The 17623-nt window shown below is 70.5% G+C and carries 17 protein-coding genes and 1 tRNA gene; 14 read left to right on the forward strand and 4 right to left on the reverse strand.

Annotation, left to right across the window (positions count from 1 at the left end; genetic code table 11):
• Positions 1–19: 19 nt before the first annotated feature.
• Positions 20–91 (forward strand) — tRNA-Val (locus tag BN159_RS34980).
• 54 nt (positions 92–145) lie between these two features.
• Here the strand turns inward: BN159_RS34980 and BN159_RS34985 are convergent.
• On the reverse strand, positions 146–871 hold the full coding sequence (locus tag BN159_RS34985; protein ID WP_015661764.1) for a 3'-5' exonuclease: 726 nt from the start codon (positions 869–871) through the stop codon (positions 146–148).
• A 168-nt stretch (positions 872–1039) separates the two neighbouring features.
• Here BN159_RS34985 and BN159_RS34990 point away from each other — a divergent pair, with 168 nt between their 5' ends.
• The 3 genes from BN159_RS34990 to thrS all read left to right on the forward strand — a co-directional run bounded on the left by BN159_RS34990 (position 1040) and on the right by thrS (position 4897).
• Complete coding sequence (locus BN159_RS34990; protein ID WP_015661765.1) at positions 1040–1606, forward strand: DUF4365 domain-containing protein; 567 nt, start codon at positions 1040–1042, stop codon at positions 1604–1606.
• Entirely contained in the window at positions 1603–2829 is a 1227-nt protein-coding gene (locus BN159_RS34995) for a hypothetical protein (RefSeq protein ID WP_015661766.1), read from the forward strand. Before BN159_RS34990 ends, BN159_RS34995 begins: the two co-directional genes overlap by 4 nt.
• A gap of 91 nt (positions 2830–2920) precedes the next feature.
• Positions 2921–4897 (forward strand): threonine--tRNA ligase, encoded by a 1977-nt coding sequence (gene thrS / locus BN159_RS35000; RefSeq protein WP_015661767.1) that lies wholly within the window; start codon positions 2921–2923, stop codon positions 4895–4897.
• Positions 4898–4933: 36 nt separating this feature from the next.
• On the opposite strand, the gene BN159_RS35005 is transcribed toward thrS, so the two are convergent.
• On the reverse strand, positions 4934–5593 hold the full coding sequence (locus BN159_RS35005) for a potassium channel family protein (protein ID WP_015661768.1): 660 nt from the start codon (positions 5591–5593) through the stop codon (positions 4934–4936).
• A 78-nt stretch (positions 5594–5671) separates the two neighbouring features.
• Here BN159_RS35005 and BN159_RS35010 point away from each other — a divergent pair, with 78 nt between their 5' ends.
• Entirely contained in the window at positions 5672–6217 is a 546-nt protein-coding gene (locus BN159_RS35010; protein ID WP_015661769.1) for an HIT family protein, read from the forward strand.
• Between the two features lie 4 nt (positions 6218–6221).
• On the opposite strand, the gene BN159_RS35015 is transcribed toward BN159_RS35010, so the two are convergent.
• Together BN159_RS35015 and BN159_RS35020 are read right to left on the reverse strand one after the other, a co-directional pair.
• The gene (locus BN159_RS35015) at positions 6222–7883 is read right to left on the reverse strand and encodes a hypothetical protein (protein WP_015661770.1); all 1662 of its coding nucleotides are present in this window, start codon (positions 7881–7883) and stop codon (positions 6222–6224) included.
• 211 nt (positions 7884–8094) lie between these two features.
• Positions 8095–10293, reverse strand: coding sequence for an elongation factor G-like protein EF-G2 (locus tag BN159_RS35020; RefSeq protein WP_015661771.1), 2199 nt, complete (start codon positions 10291–10293; stop codon positions 8095–8097).
• Between the two features lie 205 nt (positions 10294–10498).
• On the opposite strand from BN159_RS35020, the gene pgsA reads away from it, so the two are divergent.
• The 9 genes from pgsA (at position 10499) to ruvA (ending at position 17619) form a co-directional block, all read left to right on the forward strand.
• The gene (pgsA, locus tag BN159_RS35025; RefSeq protein ID WP_041820317.1) at positions 10499–11233 is read left to right on the forward strand and encodes a phosphatidylinositol phosphate synthase; all 735 of its coding nucleotides are present in this window, start codon (positions 10499–10501) and stop codon (positions 11231–11233) included.
• Positions 11230–12138, forward strand: coding sequence for a phosphatidylinositol mannoside acyltransferase (locus BN159_RS35030; RefSeq protein ID WP_015661773.1), 909 nt, complete (start codon positions 11230–11232; stop codon positions 12136–12138). The genes pgsA and BN159_RS35030 overlap by 4 nt, the downstream gene beginning before the upstream one ends.
• Complete coding sequence (locus BN159_RS35035) at positions 12135–13304, forward strand: glycosyltransferase family 4 protein (RefSeq protein ID WP_015661774.1); 1170 nt, start codon at positions 12135–12137, stop codon at positions 13302–13304. The genes BN159_RS35030 and BN159_RS35035 overlap by 4 nt, the downstream gene beginning before the upstream one ends.
• A gap of 52 nt (positions 13305–13356) precedes the next feature.
• Positions 13357–13920, forward strand: a complete 564-nt coding sequence (locus BN159_RS35040; RefSeq protein WP_015661775.1) for a LemA family protein — start codon at positions 13357–13359, stop codon at positions 13918–13920.
• A 127-nt stretch (positions 13921–14047) separates the two neighbouring features.
• Positions 14048–14953, forward strand: a complete 906-nt coding sequence (gene pdxS, locus BN159_RS35045) for a pyridoxal 5'-phosphate synthase lyase subunit PdxS (protein WP_015661776.1) — start codon at positions 14048–14050, stop codon at positions 14951–14953.
• Complete coding sequence (gene pdxT / locus BN159_RS35050; RefSeq protein ID WP_015661777.1) at positions 14953–15558, forward strand: pyridoxal 5'-phosphate synthase glutaminase subunit PdxT; 606 nt, start codon at positions 14953–14955, stop codon at positions 15556–15558. The genes pdxS and pdxT overlap by 1 nt, the downstream gene beginning before the upstream one ends.
• Positions 15559–15605: 47 nt before the next feature.
• Complete coding sequence (locus tag BN159_RS35055; RefSeq protein ID WP_015661778.1) at positions 15606–16358, forward strand: YebC/PmpR family DNA-binding transcriptional regulator; 753 nt, start codon at positions 15606–15608, stop codon at positions 16356–16358.
• A 122-nt stretch (positions 16359–16480) separates the two neighbouring features.
• Complete coding sequence (gene ruvC, locus BN159_RS35060; protein WP_015661779.1) at positions 16481–17017, forward strand: crossover junction endodeoxyribonuclease RuvC; 537 nt, start codon at positions 16481–16483, stop codon at positions 17015–17017.
• The gene (ruvA, locus tag BN159_RS35065) at positions 17014–17619 is read left to right on the forward strand and encodes a Holliday junction branch migration protein RuvA (RefSeq protein ID WP_015661780.1); all 606 of its coding nucleotides are present in this window, start codon (positions 17014–17016) and stop codon (positions 17617–17619) included. The genes ruvC and ruvA overlap by 4 nt, the downstream gene beginning before the upstream one ends.
• The last annotated feature ends 4 nt before the right edge of the window (positions 17620–17623 follow it).

Raw genomic sequence — 17623 nt, forward strand, 5'->3', positions numbered from 1 at the left:
TATTGTTCAGTCCGTTCCCGGGCGATTAGCTCAGTGGGAGAGCGCTTCGTTCACACCGAAGAGGTCACTGGTTCGAACCCAGTATCGCCCACCGGGAAAGGCCGGTCCGCAGCACTGCGGACCGGCCTTCTTCATGCCGCCGCGTTCACGCCGCCGCCGGAAGATCCGGACGCAGCGGCCACGCCGGGTCCACCGCCTCGTCCGAGCCGCTGCGCGCGAACCACGCCTGAAGTCCCCGCGCCTGCGCCGCATGCCACACCGCCTGGAGCGGATGCAGTTCGGCGGGCGAGAGCCGTTCGAGACGCGCCGCGAAGCGACGCCCCACCGCCCGTACGACCTCCAGCGCGGCGAGCGCGTCCGCGCCCGCGTCATGCGCGCCGTCCAGCGATACGCCGTAGTGCGCGCACAGGTCGGTCAGCGTGCGCCTGCCCTTGCGATAGCGGTCCAGATGCTTGTCCAGGACCCTCGGATCGAGCACCAGCAATGGGGACGTCTCGAACCAGTGGTCCAGGGACGACGCCCGATGGCGGCGCAGCTCACGATCGAGCAGGGTCAGGTCGAACGGCGCGTTCATCACCACCAGCGGGCGGCCCGCGACGGCCTGTTCGGCCAGTTCCTCGGCTATCTCCTGCATCACCGGCGCAGGCCAGCGGCCGTTGCGCTGAAGATGCTCCTCCGTCAGTCCGTGCACCGCCGTCGCCGCCTCCGGCACCGGCACGCCCGGGTTCACCAGCCACCGGGTCACCCGCGGCCGGGTGCCCGGGGCGTCCTGGACGACGACGGCCGCCGAGACGATCCGGTCGGTCTCGACGTCCACGCCTGTCGTCTCCGTGTCGAATGCCGCCAGCGGGCCCTCATACCAGCTCGCCATATCTGCACAACCCCTCGTTCACCCACGGCAGCTGACGCATCGTCTTCTGCCCGTTTGGTGATACCCGGGCTGTTTGCGCCGTACGCCGGAAGGACACAACAGGAGTGCGGGTCTTTGCAGTTCAGCGGCCCGCCACGCGGACTGGCTCGGTTGGAAAGGCTGTTGGTCATGGCGATAGCGCAGCCCGAGCGGGGCGGGCTGCTGCCCGAACGCACGGGTCCCCATCGCGGCACGCTCGCCACCACCGCCTGCATGGAGACCTTGCAGGTGGGCTATCTGCACGCCGTCGCGGCCGCGGCCGGCTGCTCGTTGTCGCAGCCCTTCCCGGACAACGGCATCGACTGGCACGTCAGCCACAGCGCTCCCGGACACACGGTCGACGACGAGGTCACCATCAAGGTGCAGCTCAAGGCCACCTACCAGATCGCGCCGAACCCCCCGGGACGGTTCTTCTCCTTCACGCTCGACAACGACCATCTGCGCAAGCTCGCCCGCACCCCGGTCTCGGTGCACAAGATCCTCGTGGTGATGCTCGTACCGAGGTCCCAGGACGACTGGCTGCGCGCCAGCCACGACCGGCTCGACCTCAGACACTGCTGCTACTGGGTCAACCTCGCCGGCCACCCGATCACGGGCCGCAACCGGACCACCGTGCGGATCCCCACCTCACGCATCTTCGACGACCGGGCGCTGTGCGAGATCATGACGCGCGTCGGGACCGGAGGCAGGCCATGACCCACCGCCCGATCACGGAAGTGCTGCGTTCGGTGCGCCCGCACCCCGGCGACGACATGTGGGACCGTTCCCCGCAGCCCGCCGAGGTCGACCCCGCCGTCCTCGGCGCCCTGCTGCACCGGCACGGCTGGCAGCGGCGCGGCGGCGCCCCGGGGCGGTACGGCCGCTGGACCCCGCCGGGACCGGGCGCCGGCGGCACGAGCCTGCTGGTGCCCGAGAGCCGCGCCTTCCCCGACAGCGACGACCTGCTCGGCGAGGCGCTCGACGCCCTCGCCCGCAGCGGCACCCCCTCCGCGCGGGAGGTCCTCGTCGGCCTCGCCGTGCCCAGCGACGAGATCCGCTGGTGGCGGGACGTGCCCAGCGGCCCGGCCGGGGCCGCCCCCTGGGCCGTGGAGGAACAATTGCGCGCCGCCGCCCGGCAGACGCTGCTCGCGGGCGCCCTCGCCACCCGCGCGCGTGCCGGGTACTACGGCGCCCGGCACCGCAGGTCCGCCGCCGCCCTGCTGGACAGCGTGCTCGTCGGCAGCGCGACCGGCGGCGGGCTCACCTCCTTCGTGCCCGTCGGTCCCGGACGCGCCCTCGCCGTGCGCCTGCACCAGGCCGTCCACGCCACCCGCGAGGCCATCGACTACCAGCGGGCCACCGGCGGCATGGACGCCTTCGACGGGGCCGTCGAGGCGGGCGTCAGCCGGGAGCTCACCGAGGCTCTGGTCGCGCTGGTGCGCGGTACCGAGGGCGCGCGCATCGCCGTCGACTGGGCGCCGGCGGCCGGAGTGCCCGAGGGATGCGCGGCGTCCGGGGAACCTGTCGAGTTCTCGCCGGGCGACCTGCCCGTGCTGCGCGAGGCCGGGGCCCGCTTCCTGCGCGACGAGCCGTCCGTGCCGGTGCGGATCACCGGCGCGGTGGTGCGGATGCGCCGCTCGGGGCCGCGCGGCGAGGGCAGCGTACGGCTGCGGGTCATCGCCGGCGCCGAAGTCCCGCACGTCCGGCTCACCCTCGACGAGGAGGTCTACCGCATCGCCGGACACGCCCACCTCGTCGGACTGCCGGTGCGGGTGACCGGACGGCTGGAGAGCCGGGGCGGGTTCCGGCGGCTCACCGGGGCCTCCGATCTCGTACCGGTCCAGGTGGACGAGGCGGAGCGGGACCGGCTGATGAAGTCGCTGCAGGAGAACCTCGACTTCTTCGAGGAAGCCTGCGGCGGGGAGTACGACGGGGACTGATTTCGCCCTCGGAGGGTGCGGGTCGGTACGATCCCGTAATGCGCGCGCTCTCGGTATGGCGCCGCACCCCACCTTCAGTCAGGAGAGACCGGTGTCAGACGTCCGTGTGATCATCCAACGCGATTCCGAGCGGGAAGAGCGCGTGGTGACGACGGGCACAACGGCGGCCGACCTCTTCGCCGGCGAGCGCTCGATCATCGCCGCGCGCGTGGGGGGCGAGCTCAAGGACCTGTCGTACGTCGTGGCCGACGGCGAGGAGGTCGAGGGCGTCGAGATCTCCTCCGAGGACGGTCTGAACATCCTGCGCCACTCCACCGCGCACGTCATGGCGCAGGCCGTGCAGGAGCTGTTCCCCGAGGCCAAGCTGGGCATCGGCCCGCCGGTGAAGGACGGCTTCTACTACGACTTCGACGTCGAGAAGCCGTTCACGCCCGAGGATCTCAAGGCCATCGAGAAGAAGATGCAGGAGATCCAGAAGCGCGGCCAGAAGTTCGCCCGCCGCGTCGTCACCGACGAGGCCGCCCGCGAGGAGCTCGCGAACGAGCCGTACAAGCTGGAGCTGATCGGCCTCAAGGGCTCCGCCTCCTCCGACGACGGCGCGGACGTCGAGGTCGGCGCCGGCGAGCTGACGATCTACGACAACCTGGACGCGAAGACCGGCGACCTGTGCTGGAAGGACCTCTGCCGCGGTCCGCACCTGCCCTCGACCCGGCTGATCCCCGCGTTCAAGCTGATGCGCAACGCCGCCGCGTACTGGCGCGGCAGCGAGAAGAACCCGATGCTCCAGCGCATCTACGGCACCGCCTGGCCGTCGAAGGACGAGCTGAAGGCGTACCTGGACTTCCTCGCCGAGGCCGAGAAGCGCGACCACCGCAAGCTGGGCAACGAGCTGGACCTGTTCTCCATCCCGGAGCAGATCGGCTCCGGCCTCGCCGTCTTCCACCCCAAGGGCGGCATCGTCCGCCGGGTCATGGAGGACTACTCGCGCCGCCGCCACGAGGAAGAGGGCTACGAGTTCGTCTACACCCCGCACGCCACGAAGGGGAAGCTCTTCGAGACGTCCGGGCACCTCGACTGGTACGCCGAGGGCATGTACCCGCCCATGCAGCTCGACGAGGGCGTGGACTACTACCTCAAGCCCATGAACTGCCCGATGCACAACCTGATCTTCGACGCGCGCGGCCGGTCGTACCGTGAACTGCCGCTGCGGCTGTTCGAGTTCGGCACGGTGTACCGCTACGAGAAGTCGGGCGTCGTGCACGGCCTGACCCGCGCGCGGGGCTTCACGCAGGACGACGCGCACATCTACTGCACCCGCGAGCAGATGTCGGAGGAGCTCGACAAGACGCTCACCTTCGTCCTGGGCCTGCTGCGCGACTACGGTCTGACCGACTTCTACCTGGAGCTGTCCACCAAGGACCCGGAGAAGTTCGTCGGCTCCGACGAGGTCTGGGAGGAGGCGACCGAGACGCTGCGCCAGGTCGCCGAGAAGCAGGGCCTGCCTCTGGTCCCGGACCCGGGCGGCGCCGCCTTCTACGGCCCGAAGATCTCCGTCCAGACCAAGGACGCCATCGGCCGCACCTGGCAGATGTCGACGATCCAGCTCGACTTCAACCTGCCGGAGCGCTTCGATCTGGAGTACACCTCCGCGGACGGCTCCAAGCAGCGTCCGGTCATGATCCACCGCGCGCTGTTCGGCTCCATCGAGCGGTTCTTCGCGGTGCTGCTGGAGCACTACGCGGGCGCGTTCCCGGCGTGGCTGGCCCCGGTCCAGGCGATCGGCATCCCGATCGGCGACGGGCACGTGGACTACCTGGCGAAGTTCGCCGCGGCCGCCAAGAAGAAGGGCCTGCGGGTCGAGGTGGACTCCTCCTCCGACCGGATGCAGAAGAAGATCCGCAACGCCCAGAAGCAGAAGGTGCCCTTCATGGTCATCGCGGGCGACGAGGACATGGCCAACAACGCCGTCTCCTTCCGCTACCGCGACGGCTCGCAGGAGAACGGCATCCCCTTCGACGAGGCCATCGCGAAGATCGCGCAGGTCGTCGAGGAGCGGACGCAGGTCTGATCCGGTCGACCACGTCACCGGGCCCCCGGGGAGCGCTCAGCTCTCCGGGGGCTTCTTGTCGCTCTCGCGGGAGAAGATCTGGAGCAGCCAGGAGGAGAACGACCCCGTCACCGCGCCGAGCAGGGCCAGCCCACCGGCCATCATCCCGATCGCGACCGTCCGGCCGCCCCTGGTGACCGGTGTGATGTCGCCGTAGCCGACCGTGCTGATCGTTGCGGCGGCCCACCACACCGCGTCCCCGAATGAGTGCATGGTGGTATCGGGCGCGCCGCGCTCCTGCTGATAGACCGCGAGGGCGCCGGCGAAGCCGAGCAGCAGGGTCGACAGGCTGGCGTAGGAGATCACGCGCGCGTGCAGGGAGAGCCGGGGCTCGCCCTGCCGATGCTGGATGGCGTCGTAGAGCGGAACGATCCGCAGCGGCCGCAGCAGCGGCAGGACGACCACCACCGTGTGCAGGAAGTGCGTCCTGGCGAAGTGCGGGAAGCGCTGCCCGCTCAGCCGCCAGCGGACCACGTAGTCCGCGGCGAACAGCATCCAGAGCGCGAGCATCGTGAACCAGCACACGTCCTTCCAGAAGGACGGCATGCTCTCCGCGAGGACCCGGGCGGCGTACGCGGCCAGGAACACCAGTGACGCCAGGAACAACGGGATCTCGGTGCGCTGCTCCCAGCGCGCATAAGGGCTGTCGTCGTCCACTGGCCCAGCTTGGCCGGTGGCGGCCCTCCCGTCGCCCCGGCGACACGCCGCGAACGGACGAAGCCATATGCTGCACGCATGACGAGTGAGCCGGAGCAGCAGTGGGGAGTGGGGATCCAGGACGCGTTCCAGCGCCTGTGGACGCCCCATCGGATGGCGTACATCCAGGGTGAGAACAAGCCGACCGGCCCCGGAGCCGACGACGGTTGCCCCTTCTGCTCGATCCCGGCCAAGTCCGACGAGGACGGCCTGGTCGTCAGGCGCGGCGAGCAGGTGTACGCGGTCCTCAATCTGTACCCGTACAACGGCGGCCACCTGATGGTCGTGCCCTACCGTCATGTCGCCGACTACACCGACCTCACCGAGCCCGAGACGATCGAGCTGGCGGCCCTGACCAAGCAGGCGATGACGGCCCTGCGCACGGCCTCCGGGGCGCACGGCTTCAACATCGGCATGAACCAGGGCACGGTCGCCGGCGCGGGCATCGCGGCCCATCTGCACCAGCACATCGTGCCGCGCTGGGGCGGCGACACGAACTTCATGCCGGTGGTCGGCCACACGCGGGTGCTGCCGCAGTTGCTGGCGGACACCCGCAAGATGCTGGCGGAGGCCTGGCCGGCCTGACGGCTCAGGCGTCGTACAGGTCGGCCTTCCTCGGCGACGGATCCTGCACCGCCGTGCTGAGGAACGCCGACCGGTTGCCGAACTTCTCGGTGTCGACGCCGTTGTCCTCAAGGACCCGGATCGCCGCCGAGTGCACCACGCGCAGTACCGGCGTCGCCGCCCGCATCGCGTCGTCGGCCATGAAGCGGTGGCGCCACGGCTTGTCCGCCCAGACGTGCCGCAGGCCGAACGGCTCGGGCAGGCTTATGGTCCCGCCCAGCCAGTTCAGCAGCGGCGGGTACCAGGAGAGCGGGGCGCGGACGGCGAGGCGTACGACCTCGTTGGTGGGGACCAGCGGGAGTTTCACCGTACGGGTCTCCCACGGCTTGAACGACTTCTGGACCTGCTTGGTCGGGTCCTCGGGCTTGCCCATGAAGAGCGGATTGACCGGGCCCAGCGCGTGTCCTGTCACCTCGATGCGCAGCGTCTCGTGGAGCACGGTGACGGTGATCATCATCGTGATGATCAACTGGCCGTCCCACAGGGTCCACTGCACGCCGAGGTAGTGCCGGTCACCACTGCCGAACTGCTGCTTGTTGCAGATCTCCTGTATGGAGTGCGCCTTGTGCTGGAACGCCTCCACGTCCGCCGACTGCTCCGTGCGGGCCACGCCCTTGGCGTTCTCGCCGACCGGGGTGACGATCCAGTGCTTGACCGTGGCCTTGGGGAAGCCGCCGGTGTTGATCGTGTTCCGCTCCAGCATGCGCAGCCGGTCGTGGATGGCGCGGATGATGTCCCAGCTGCGGAAGGGGTTGATCTCGCGGCTCGGGTCGGCCGGCGTGAGGTCCTCGGCGAGCTGCCAACTGCCCCACCGGGTGCCCATCCCCAGAATTCCCTTGGGCCCGGCGTAGAAGACGGAGTTGGACTGCTGCTCGCGGTTCAGCTTGGCCAGCGACTGGCGCAACTGCTCGGCCCGCGCCTCACTGGGGCTGCTCGGCACCGCCTCGGGGACCTGGGCTCCGACGCTGCTTCCGGCGAGCAGGCCGTTCCAACGCGCGCGGAGGTCCTTCGTCGAGCGGTCGCAGATCCGCTTGGCCCAGTACCAGCCCAGGACGGGGGCGACCACGCACGCACGCGCGTACCAGCCCCAGAAGCCCCCGAGCGGCATCCGGACGAGGAAGATGACGGCGACCAGGCCGACGGCGACGAGCAGTGCCGTGGCGAGGGCGGAGGCCTTCTTGTTGGTGCTCTTGTCGATGCCGGTGCGCAGCCGGAAGACCAGGAGCCAGACGAGCAGTCCGGGCAGGAACAGCAGACCGCACACCACCATGACGGCGGACAGCCTCTTGTCGCGGTCCCGGCGCAGCCGGTAGGCGGCCAGGCAGTGGTCGACGACGACCTGGGGCTCGGTGCCGAAGGACTGGATCAGCGGCGCACGACCCGGACTCAGCATGCGCTCGATCACCGCGCGGGAGTACGCCTCGCCCAGGTTCGGCCGGAAAAGCTTGCCGGCCCACTTCTGGCCGTCCTTGACGGTGGTCTCGTGCCACTCGCTGTTGGCCTTGGTGATCTCCTCGACCGGGTTGTCCCGGTACGCCGCCGAGGCCAGGGCGAACGTAGCCGACTTGCCCTCGCCGCCCGTGAGGGGAACTTGCGGTCCGAAGACGTCCTCAATCCCTACGGTCATTCCCGCCCCCCGATCGCCGCCCACTGTCGTTCTGCGGCCTTCCCGACTTCCGTGCCCGGCACACCTGTTGATCAGGTCATCAGCGTATCCGCAGCCACCGACAGTTCGTCGGCGGACGGCCGAAGCCGTCCGCCGACGCGGAGGGGAGCGTTCCACAAAGGCCTTTCGGGTGAGGCGCGTTCGGCCCCACCCAGGTTGTGCCCGGTACCAACTACGCGGAATCCCGCGTCTGTTCGCGGACCTTCTCGGCGACCTGCTGCGGCATCGGCTCGTGCCGCGCGTAGGAGCGGTTGAACCGGGCGGTGCCGTGCGACAGGGAGCGCAGATCGACCGCGTACCGGCCGATCTCGATCTCCGGCACCTCGGCGCGCACCAGCGTGCGTCCGCCGGGCGTCTGCTCGGTGCCGAGCACCCGGCCGCGGCGCCCGGACAGATCGCTCATCACGGCGCCCACGTACTCGTCGCCGACCAGCACGCTCACCTCGGCCACCGGCTCCAGCAGATGGATCTTCGCGTCGGCCGCGGCCTCCCGCAGCGCCAGCGCCCCGGCCGTCTGGAAGGCGGCGTCGGAGGAGTCCACCGAGTGCGCCTTGCCGTCCAGGAGTGTGATCCGTACGTCGATCAGCGGATGACCGGCGGCGACGCCCTTGGCGGCCTGGGCCCGTACGCCCTTCTCGACGGACGGGATGAACTGCCGCGGCACCGCCCCGCCGACCACCTTGTCCACGAACTCGATGCCCGAGCCGCCGGGCAGCGGCTCGACCTCGATCTCGCAGATGGCGTACTGCCCGTGCCCGCCGGACTGCTTCACATGCCGCCCGCGCCCGGCCGACTTGTCCGCGAAGGTCTCCCGCAGGGAGACACGGTGCGGTACGACGTCGACCTGGACGCCGTAGCGGCTGCGCAGCCGTTCCAGGGCGACGTCCGCGTGGGCCTCGCCGAGGCACCACAGGACGACCTGGTGGGTGTCCTGGTTCTGCTCCAGGCGCATCGTGGGGTCCTCGGCGACCAGGCGGGACAGGCCTTGGGAGAGCTTGTCCTCGTCTGCCTTGCTGTGCGCCTGGATGGCGAGCGGCAGCAGCGGGTCGGGCATCTCCCAGGGTTCCATCAGCAGCGGGTCGTCCTTGGCGGAGAGCGTGTCGCCGGTCTCCGCTCGGCCCAGCTTGGCCACGCACGCCAGGTCGCCCGCGATGCAGTGGGTGAGGGCCCGTTGCTGCTTGCCGAAGGGCCGGGACAGCGCGCCGATCCGCTCGTCGACGTCGTGGTCCTCGTGTCCGCGGTCGGCGAGCCCGTGGCCCGAGACATGGACCGTCTCGTCGGGGCGCAGGGTGCCGGAGAAGACGCGCACCAGCGAGACCCGGCCGACATACGGGTCGGACGCCGTCTTCACGACCTCCGCGACCAGCGGCCCGTCGGGGTCGCAGAGCTTCAGCTCGCGCGGCTTGCCGTCGACGGTGGTGACCCGGGGTGCCTCGCGCTCCAGCGGGGTCGGGAAGCCGCCGGTGACCAGCTCCAGCAGTTCGATGGTGCCGAGCCCCTGCCGGGCGCCCTCGGCCGCGGGGGCGGCGGCCAGGACGGGGAAGAAGACCCCGCGTGCGACGGCGCGCTCCAGGTCCTCGATGAGTGTGCCGACGTCGATCTGCTCACCGCCGAGGTAGCGGTCCATGAGGGTCTCGTCCTCGCTCTCGGCGATGATCCCCTCGATGAGCCGGTTGCGGGCCTCCTCGATCTGCGGCAGCTGGTCCTCGCCCGGCTCGGCCTCCTTGCGCTCCCCGGAGGCGTAGTCGAACAGCTTCTGCGACAGGAGCCCGATCAGCCCGGTCACGGGCGCGTGCCCGTCCGGTGCCTGCGGGCCGTGCAGCGGCAGATAGAGCGGGATCACGGCATCGGGGTCGTCGGCGCCGAACGCCTCCGCGCAGATCCCGGTCATGTCCTCGTAGTTCGCGCGCGCGGACTCCAGATGCGTGATGACGATGGCGCGCGGCATGCCGACCGCCGCGCACTCCTCCCACACCATGCGGGTCGAGCCGTCCACGCCGTCCGAGGCCGAGACGACGAAAAGGGCCGCGTCCGCCGCTCGCAGACCGGCCCTGAGTTCCCCGACGAAGTCGGCGTATCCGGGGGTGTCCAGAAGATTGACCTTGATGCCGTCCCATTCGACGGGCACCAGGGAGAGCTGTACCGAGCGTTGCTGCCGGTGCTCGATGTCGTCGTAGTCGGAGACGGTGCCGCCGTCCTCCACGCGGCCCGCCCGGTTCACTGCTCCCGCGGTGAGCGCGAGAGCTTCCACCAACGTGGTCTTGCCCGATCCGGAGTGGCCGACCAGCACCACATTCCGTACGGACGCGGGGTGGTCGGCCGCTGTAGCCCTGCCGGCGGCTCCGGGGTGTGCGTTCGCCTTGTCGCCCATGATCCTGCCTCCCGTGCACGGTGAGGTCGCTGTGGGCGCGGACATGCGGACCCGCGTGCGGTGGCGGCTCCGATGACGCCCGCGGTCCTTCGAGCTTTCCACTCCCGTCACGGTGCGTCCATACGGCGGACGTGATCGCGACCGCCGCTCCCGCGCGGAGCGTGATCCGGCGCCCGGCCGCCGCCCGCGCGCGGGCGTGGCTACGATGGGCCAGCCGGTGGCCAGCAGGGGCCGCGCGGCCACACCGAACCTCGGGAAGGCCATGCTGAACAAGTACGCGCGTGCATTCTTCACGCGTGTCCTCACACCGTTCGCCGCGTTTCTGATCCGGCGGGGCGTCAGCCCCGACACGGTCACGCTGATCGGCACCGCCGGCGTGATGGCGGGCGCGCTGGTGTTCTACCCGCAGGGCGAGTTCTTCTGGGGCACGGTCGTGATCACGCTCTTCGTGTTCTCCGACCTCGTCGACGGCAACATGGCCCGCCAGCTGGGCCGCTCCAGCCGCTGGGGCGCCTTCCTGGACTCCACGCTCGACCGCGTCGCCGACGGCGCGATCTTCGGCGGCTTCGCCCTCTGGTACGCCGGTGGCGGCGACGACCTCGTCCTGTGCGCGGTCTCGATCTTCTGTCTGGCGAGCGGCCAGGTGGTGTCGTACACCAAGGCGCGGGGCGAGTCGATCGGTCTTCCGGTTGCCGTGAACGGTCTGGTGGAGCGGGCCGAGCGGCTGGTGATCTCCCTGGTGGCGGCCGGTTTCGCGGGTCTGCACAAGTTCGGGGTGCCCGGCATCCAGTACCTGCTGCCCGTCGCGCTGTGGATCGTCGCCGTGGGCAGCCTGGTCACGCTGATCCAGCGGGTCGTCACGGTGCGCCGGGAGTCCGCGGAGGCGGACGCGGCGGCCGCGGTGGAGAATGCCCCGCAGGGGAGCGAGGCGGCGAAATGAGGGCCCAGGAGCGGCTGACGGACGCGCTGTACGGCCTGGGCTGGGGCACCGTCAAGAAGCTCCCCGAGCCGGTCGCGGTACGGCTCGGCCGCACCATCGCGGATGCCGCCTGGAAGCGGCGCGGCAAGGGTGTGCTGCGGCTGGAGAGCAACTACGCGCGCGTGGTGCCCGACGCGAGCCCGGAGCGCCTCAAAGAGCTGTCCCGCGCGGGCATGCGCTCGTACCTGCGCTACTGGATGGAGTCCTTCCGGCTCCCCGCGTGGAGCGCGGACCGCGTCAAGGGCGGCTTCGACCCCAAGGACGTGCACTACCTGACCGACGGCCTCGCCTCCGACAAGGGCGTCATACTCGCCCTGCCGCACCTGGGCAACTGGGACCTCGCGGGCGCCTGGGTCACCACCAAGCTGGAGACGCCGTTCACCACGGTCGCCGAGCGGCTGAAGCCGGAGTCCCTCTACGACCGGTTCGTCGCCTACCGCGAGGGCCTCGGCATGGAGGTGCTGCCGCACAGCGGTGGCTCGGCCTTCGGCACGCTGGCCCGCCGACTGCGCGACGGCGGCCTGGTCTGCCTGGTCGCCGACCGCGATCTCTCCGCCTCCGGCGTCGAGGTCAAGTTCTTCGGCGAGACGGCCCGGATGCCCGCCGGACCGGCCCTGCTCGCCCAGCAGACCGGCGCGCTGCTGCTGCCGGTGACGCTCTGGTACGACGACTCGCCCGTGATGCGCGGGCGGGTGCACCCCCCGGTCGAGGTGCCCGAGACAGGCAACCGGGCCGAGAAGACGTCTGTCATGACACAGGCGCTGGCCGACGCCTTCGCCACCGGGATCGCCGAGCATCCGGAGGACTGGCACATGCTTCAGCGCTTGTGGGTGGCCGATCTGGACCCCGGGAAGGGACCGTCGTGAGGATCGGCATTGTCTGCCCGTACTCCTGGGACGTGCCGGGCGGCGTCCAGTTCCACATCCGCGATCTCGCCGAGTACTTCATCCGCCTCGGCCACGAGGTCTCCGTGCTGGCCCCGGCCGACGACGACACCCCGCTGCCGCCGTACGTCGTCTCGGCCGGCCGAGCGGTCCCGGTGCCGTACAACGGCTCGGTGGCCCGGCTGAACTTCGGGTTCCTGTCGGCCGCGCGGGTACGGCGCTGGCTGCACGACGGCGCCTTCGACGTCGTGCACATCCACGAGCCGTCCTCGCCGTCCCTCGGGCTGCTGACCTGCTGGGCCGCGCAGGGGCCGCTGGTCGCCACCTTCCACACCTCCAACCCGCGCTCCAAGGCGATGATCGCCGCGTACTCGATCCTCCAGGCCGCCCTGGAGAAGATCAGCGCGCGGATCGCGGTGAGCGAGTACGCCCGGCGCACGCTGGTGGAGCACCTGGGCGGGGACGCGGTCGTGATCCCCAACGGCGTCGACGTCGACTTCTTCGCCAAGGCCGAGCCCAAGGCGGAGTGGCAGGGTGACACGATCGGCTTCATCGGCCGCATCGACGAGCCCCGCAAGGGACTGCCGGTGCTGATGAAGGCGCTGCCGAAGATCCTCGCGGCCCGGCCGCAGACCCGGCTGCTGGTCGCCGGGCGCGGCGACGAGAAGGAGGCGGTGGAGTCACTGCCCGCCGAGCTGCGTTCCCGCGTGGAGTTCCTCGGCATGGTCAGCGACGAGGACAAGGCCCGCTTCCTGCGCAGCGTCGACCTGTACATCGCCCCCAACACCGGCGGCGAGAGCTTCGGCATCATCCTGGTCGAGGCGATGTCCGCCGGAGCGCCGGTGCTCGCCTCCGACCTCGACGCCTTCGCCCAGGTCCTCGACCAGGGCGCGGCGGGAGAGCTCTTTGCCAACGAGGACGCCGCCGCGCTCGCCGAGGCGGCCGTACGCCTGCTGGAGGACCCGGCACGCCGCCAGGAGCTGCGCGAGCGGGGCAGCGCCCACGTCCGCCGCTTCGACTGGTCGACGGTCGGCGCGGACATCCTGTCGGTGTACGAGACGGTGACGGCGGGCGCGGCCGCGGTGGCGGCGACGGACGACGACCGGGGGCCCGGTCTGCGGGCGCGACTGGGGCTGGCGCGGGACTGACGTGCGTGGGCGGGCGTAGCGGGGTTCCCGTACGTCGGTAACCTTGCCGCCCGTGACCGCAACCCTCATCTGGATCCTCGTCGCGCTCCTCGCGATCGGCGTCTATCTGAGCTGGACGGCGGGCCGTCTCGACCGGCTCCACGCCCGGATCGACGCGACCCGTGCCGCCCTCGACGCCCAGCTGCTCCGCCGGGCCTCCGTGACCCAGGAACTGGCCACCTCCGGAGTGCTCGATCCGGCGGCGTCGATCGTCCTGTACGAGTCCGCGCACGCCGCCCGGCAGGCGGAGGAGGAGCAGCGGGAGGTCGCCGAGAGCGAGCTGAGCCAGGCGCTGCGTGCCGTGTTCGCGGAACAGGCCCAGGTCGAGGTGGTCCGGGAGGCGCCCGGGGGAGAGTCGGCCGCCCACGAACTCACGGAGGCGGTGCGCCGCGTCCCCATGGCCCGCCGGTTCCACAACGACGCCGTGGGTGCCGCCCGCCGACTGCGTGAACACCGCAAGGTGCGCTGGTTCCGGCTGGCCGGCCACGCCCGCTTCCCGATGGCCTTCGAGATGGACGACGAGCCGCCGGCCGCCCTCGTCGACCGCACCGCCCAGCAGGGGCCCGGCACCGCTTGAATCCGATGACATCTGCTTGAATCCGAAAACGATCCACCGCCTCACCATTGGCCCTTGCTGTGGACTGGTCCCTTCACGTTTCCTCGGTGCAGTAGAAACCCGCTTTTCACGTCAGTGAGGTCAACCCGTGTCCATCACCGAGAACCAGGCTCCTGCCACCGGCACCGCTCGCGTCAAGCGCGGTATGGCCGAGCAGCTCAAGGGCGGCGTCATCATGGACGTCGTCACGCCGGAGCAGGCGAAGATCGCCGAGGACGCGGGCGCGGTCGCCGTCATGGCCCTGGAGCGGGTCCCCGCCGACATCCGCAAGGACGGCGGCGTGGCCCGGATGTCCGACCCGGACATGATCGAGGGCATCATCGACGCGGTCTCCATCCCCGTGATGGCCAAGTCCCGCATCGGCCACTTCGTCGAGGCCCAGGTGCTTCAGTCCCTCGGTGTGGACTACATCGACGAGTCCGAGGTCCTCACCCCGGCCGACGAGGTCAACCACTCCGACAAGTGGGCCTTCACCACCCCCTTCGTCTGCGGTGCCACCAACCTGGGCGAGGCCCTGCGCCGCATCGCCGAGGGCGCGGCCATGATCCGCTCCAAGGGCGAGGCCGGCACCGGCAACGTCGTCGAGGCCGTCCGCCACCTGCGCCAGATCAAGAACGAGATCGCCAAGCTGCGCGGCTTCGACAACAACGAGCTGTACGCCGCCGCCAAGGAGCTGCGCGCCCCGTACGAGCTGGTCAAGGAAGTCTCCGAGCTGGGCAAGCTCCCGGTCGTGCTGTTCTCCGCCGGTGGCGTGGCCACCCCGGCCGACGCCGCGCTGATGCGCCAGCTCGGCGCCGAGGGCGTCTTCGTCGGCTCCGGCATCTTCAAGTCCGGCGACCCCGCCAAGCGCGCCGCCGCCATCGTGAAGGCCACCACCTTCTACGACGACCCGAAGATCATCGCGGACGCGTCCCGCAACCTCGGCGAGGCCATGGTCGGCATCAACTGCGACACGCTCCCCGAGGCCGAGCGTTACGCGAACCGAGGCTGGTAATGACCACTCCCGTCATAGGCGTCCTGGCCCTTCAGGGCGACGTACGGGAGCACCTCGTCGCCCTGGCCGCGGCCGATGCCGTGGCCAGGCCGGTGCGGCGCCCCGAAGAGCTCGCCGAGGTGGACGGCCTGGTCATCCCGGGCGGCGAGTCCACCACCATCTCCAAGCTGGCCATCCTGTTCGGCGTGATGGAACCGCTCCGCACGCGCGTGCACAGCGGCATGCCGGTCTACGGCACCTGCGCCGGCATGATCATGCTCGCCGACAAGATCCTCGACCCGCGTTCCGGCCAGGAGACGGTCGGGGGCATCGACATGATCGTGCGCCGCAACGCCTTCGGACGTCAGAACGAGTCCTTCGAGGCCGCGCTCGACGTGCAGGGCATTGCGGGCGACCCGGTGGAGGGCGTCTTCATCCGTGCCCCGTGGGTGGAGTCCGTCGGCGCCGAGACCGAGGTGCTCGCCGAGCACGACGGGCACATCGTCGCGGTCCGCCAGGGCAACGCGCTCGCCACGTCGTTCCACCCGGAACTGACCGGCGACCACCGCGTGCACGGGCTCTTCGTCGACATGGTGCGCGCGAACGGGACAGCAGAGTCCTTGTAGGATCTCTGGCGTTCGTTCTTAGTGGGTTACGCGAAGGAGACAGGCAGATGTCCGGCCACTCTAAATGGGCTACGACGAAGCACAAGAAGGCCGTGATCGACGCCAAGCGCGGCAAGCTCTTCGCGAAGCTGATCAAGAACATCGAGGTCGCGGCCCGTATGGGCGGCGTCGACATCGAGGGCAACCCGACCCTCTACGACGCCATCCAGAAGGCCAAGAAGCAGTCGGTCCCGAACAAGAACATCGACTCCGCGGTCAAGCGCGGCGGCGGCCTCGAGGCCGGCGGCGCCGACTACGAGACGATCATGTACGAGGGCTACGGCCCGAACGGCGTCGCGGTGCTCATCGAGTGCCTCACCGACAACCGCAACCGTGCCGCCTCCGACGTCCGCGTCGCCATGACCCGCAACGGCGGCAACATGGCCGACCCGGGCTCGGTGTCGTACATGTTCAGCCGCAAGGGCGTGATCATCGTCCCCAAGGGCGAGCTGAGCGAGGACGACGTCCTCACCGCCGTCCTGGACGCGGGCGCCGAGGAGGTCAACGACCTCGGTGAGTCCTTCGAGGTCATCAGCGAGGCCACCGACCTGGTCGCGGTCCGCACAGCGCTCCAGGAGGCCGGCATCGACTACGACTCCGCCGAGTCCAGCTTCGTGCCGTCCGTCCAGGTCGAGCTGGACGAAGAGGGCGCCAAGAAGATCTTCAAGCTGATCGACGCGCTGGAGGACAGCGACGACGTGCAGAACGTCTTCGCCAACTTCGACGTCAGCGACGAGATCATGGAGAAGGTCGACGCGTAACGCTGCCGCGAGCACAGCGGATTCCGGCGGGCCGGTGGGACACACCCCACCGGCCCGCCGCCGTTGTCAGTGGCAGCAGATAGCCTGCACAAACAGGCGATCGAAACTGGGGAGGGGGCGCGGTGCGGGTACTCGGGGTCGACCCCGGACTGACGCGATGCGGGGTCGGGGTCGTCGAGGGTGTCGCGGGGCGGCCGCTCACGATGCTCGGCGTCGGTGTCGTACGCACGCCCGCGGACGCGGAGTTGGGGCAGCGTCTGGTCGCCGTGGAGCAGGGCATCGAGCAGTGGCTGGACGAGCATCAGCCCGAATTCGTCGCCGTGGAGCGGGTGTTCAGCCAGCACAACGTCCGTACGGTCATGGGCACCGCCCAGGCCAGCGCCGTCGCCATGCTCTGCGCCGCTCGCCGCGGCATCCCCGTCGCCCTGCACACCCCCAGCGAGGTCAAGGCGGCCGTCACCGGCAGCGGCCGCGCCGACAAGGCACAGGTCGGCGCCATGGTCACCCGGCTGCTGCGACTCAGCGCGCCGCCCAAGCCCGCGGACGCCGCCGACGCCCTCGCGCTCGCCATCTGCCACATCTGGCGCGCCCCCGCGCAGAACCGACTCCAGCAGGCCGTCGCCCTGCACACAGCTTCATCGAAAGGCCGTAGCGCATGATCGCCTTCGTCAGCGGCCCGGTCGCCGCCCTCGCCCCCGACTCCGCGGTGGTCGAGGTGGGCGGGATCGGCATCTCGGTCCAGTGCACGCCCGGCACGCTCTCCGGGCTGCGCATGGGACAGCAGACCAAGCTCGCCACCTCCCTCGTCGTCCGCGAGGACTCGCTGACGCTGTACGGCTTCGCCGACGACGACGAGCGTCAGGTGTTCGTGCTGCTCCAGACCGCGAGCGGGGTCGGCCCGCGGCTGGCCCAGGCGATGCTCGCCGTGCACTCACCCGACGCCCTGCGCAGAGCGGTCGCCACCGGGGACGAGAGGGCGCTCACCGCCGTCCCCGGCATCGGCAAGAAGGGCGCGCAGAAACTGCTCCTCGAACTGAAGGACCGCCTCGGCGAGCCCATCGGCGCCCCCGCGATCGGCGCCCCGGTCAGCCAGGGCTGGCGCGACCAGCTGCACGCCGCCCTGATCGGCCTCGGATACGCCACCCGCGAGGCCGACGAGGCCGTCACCGCGGTCGCCCCGCAGGCCGAGGCCGCGGGCGGAACGCCCCCGGTCGGCCAGCTGCTCAAGGCGGCCCTCCAGACCCTCAACCGCGCCCGCTGACCCC

Origin of the sequence: Streptomyces davaonensis JCM 4913 (genome assembly GCF_000349325.1) — a bacterium.
Taxonomy (GTDB): domain Bacteria; phylum Actinomycetota; class Actinomycetes; order Streptomycetales; family Streptomycetaceae; genus Streptomyces; species Streptomyces davaonensis.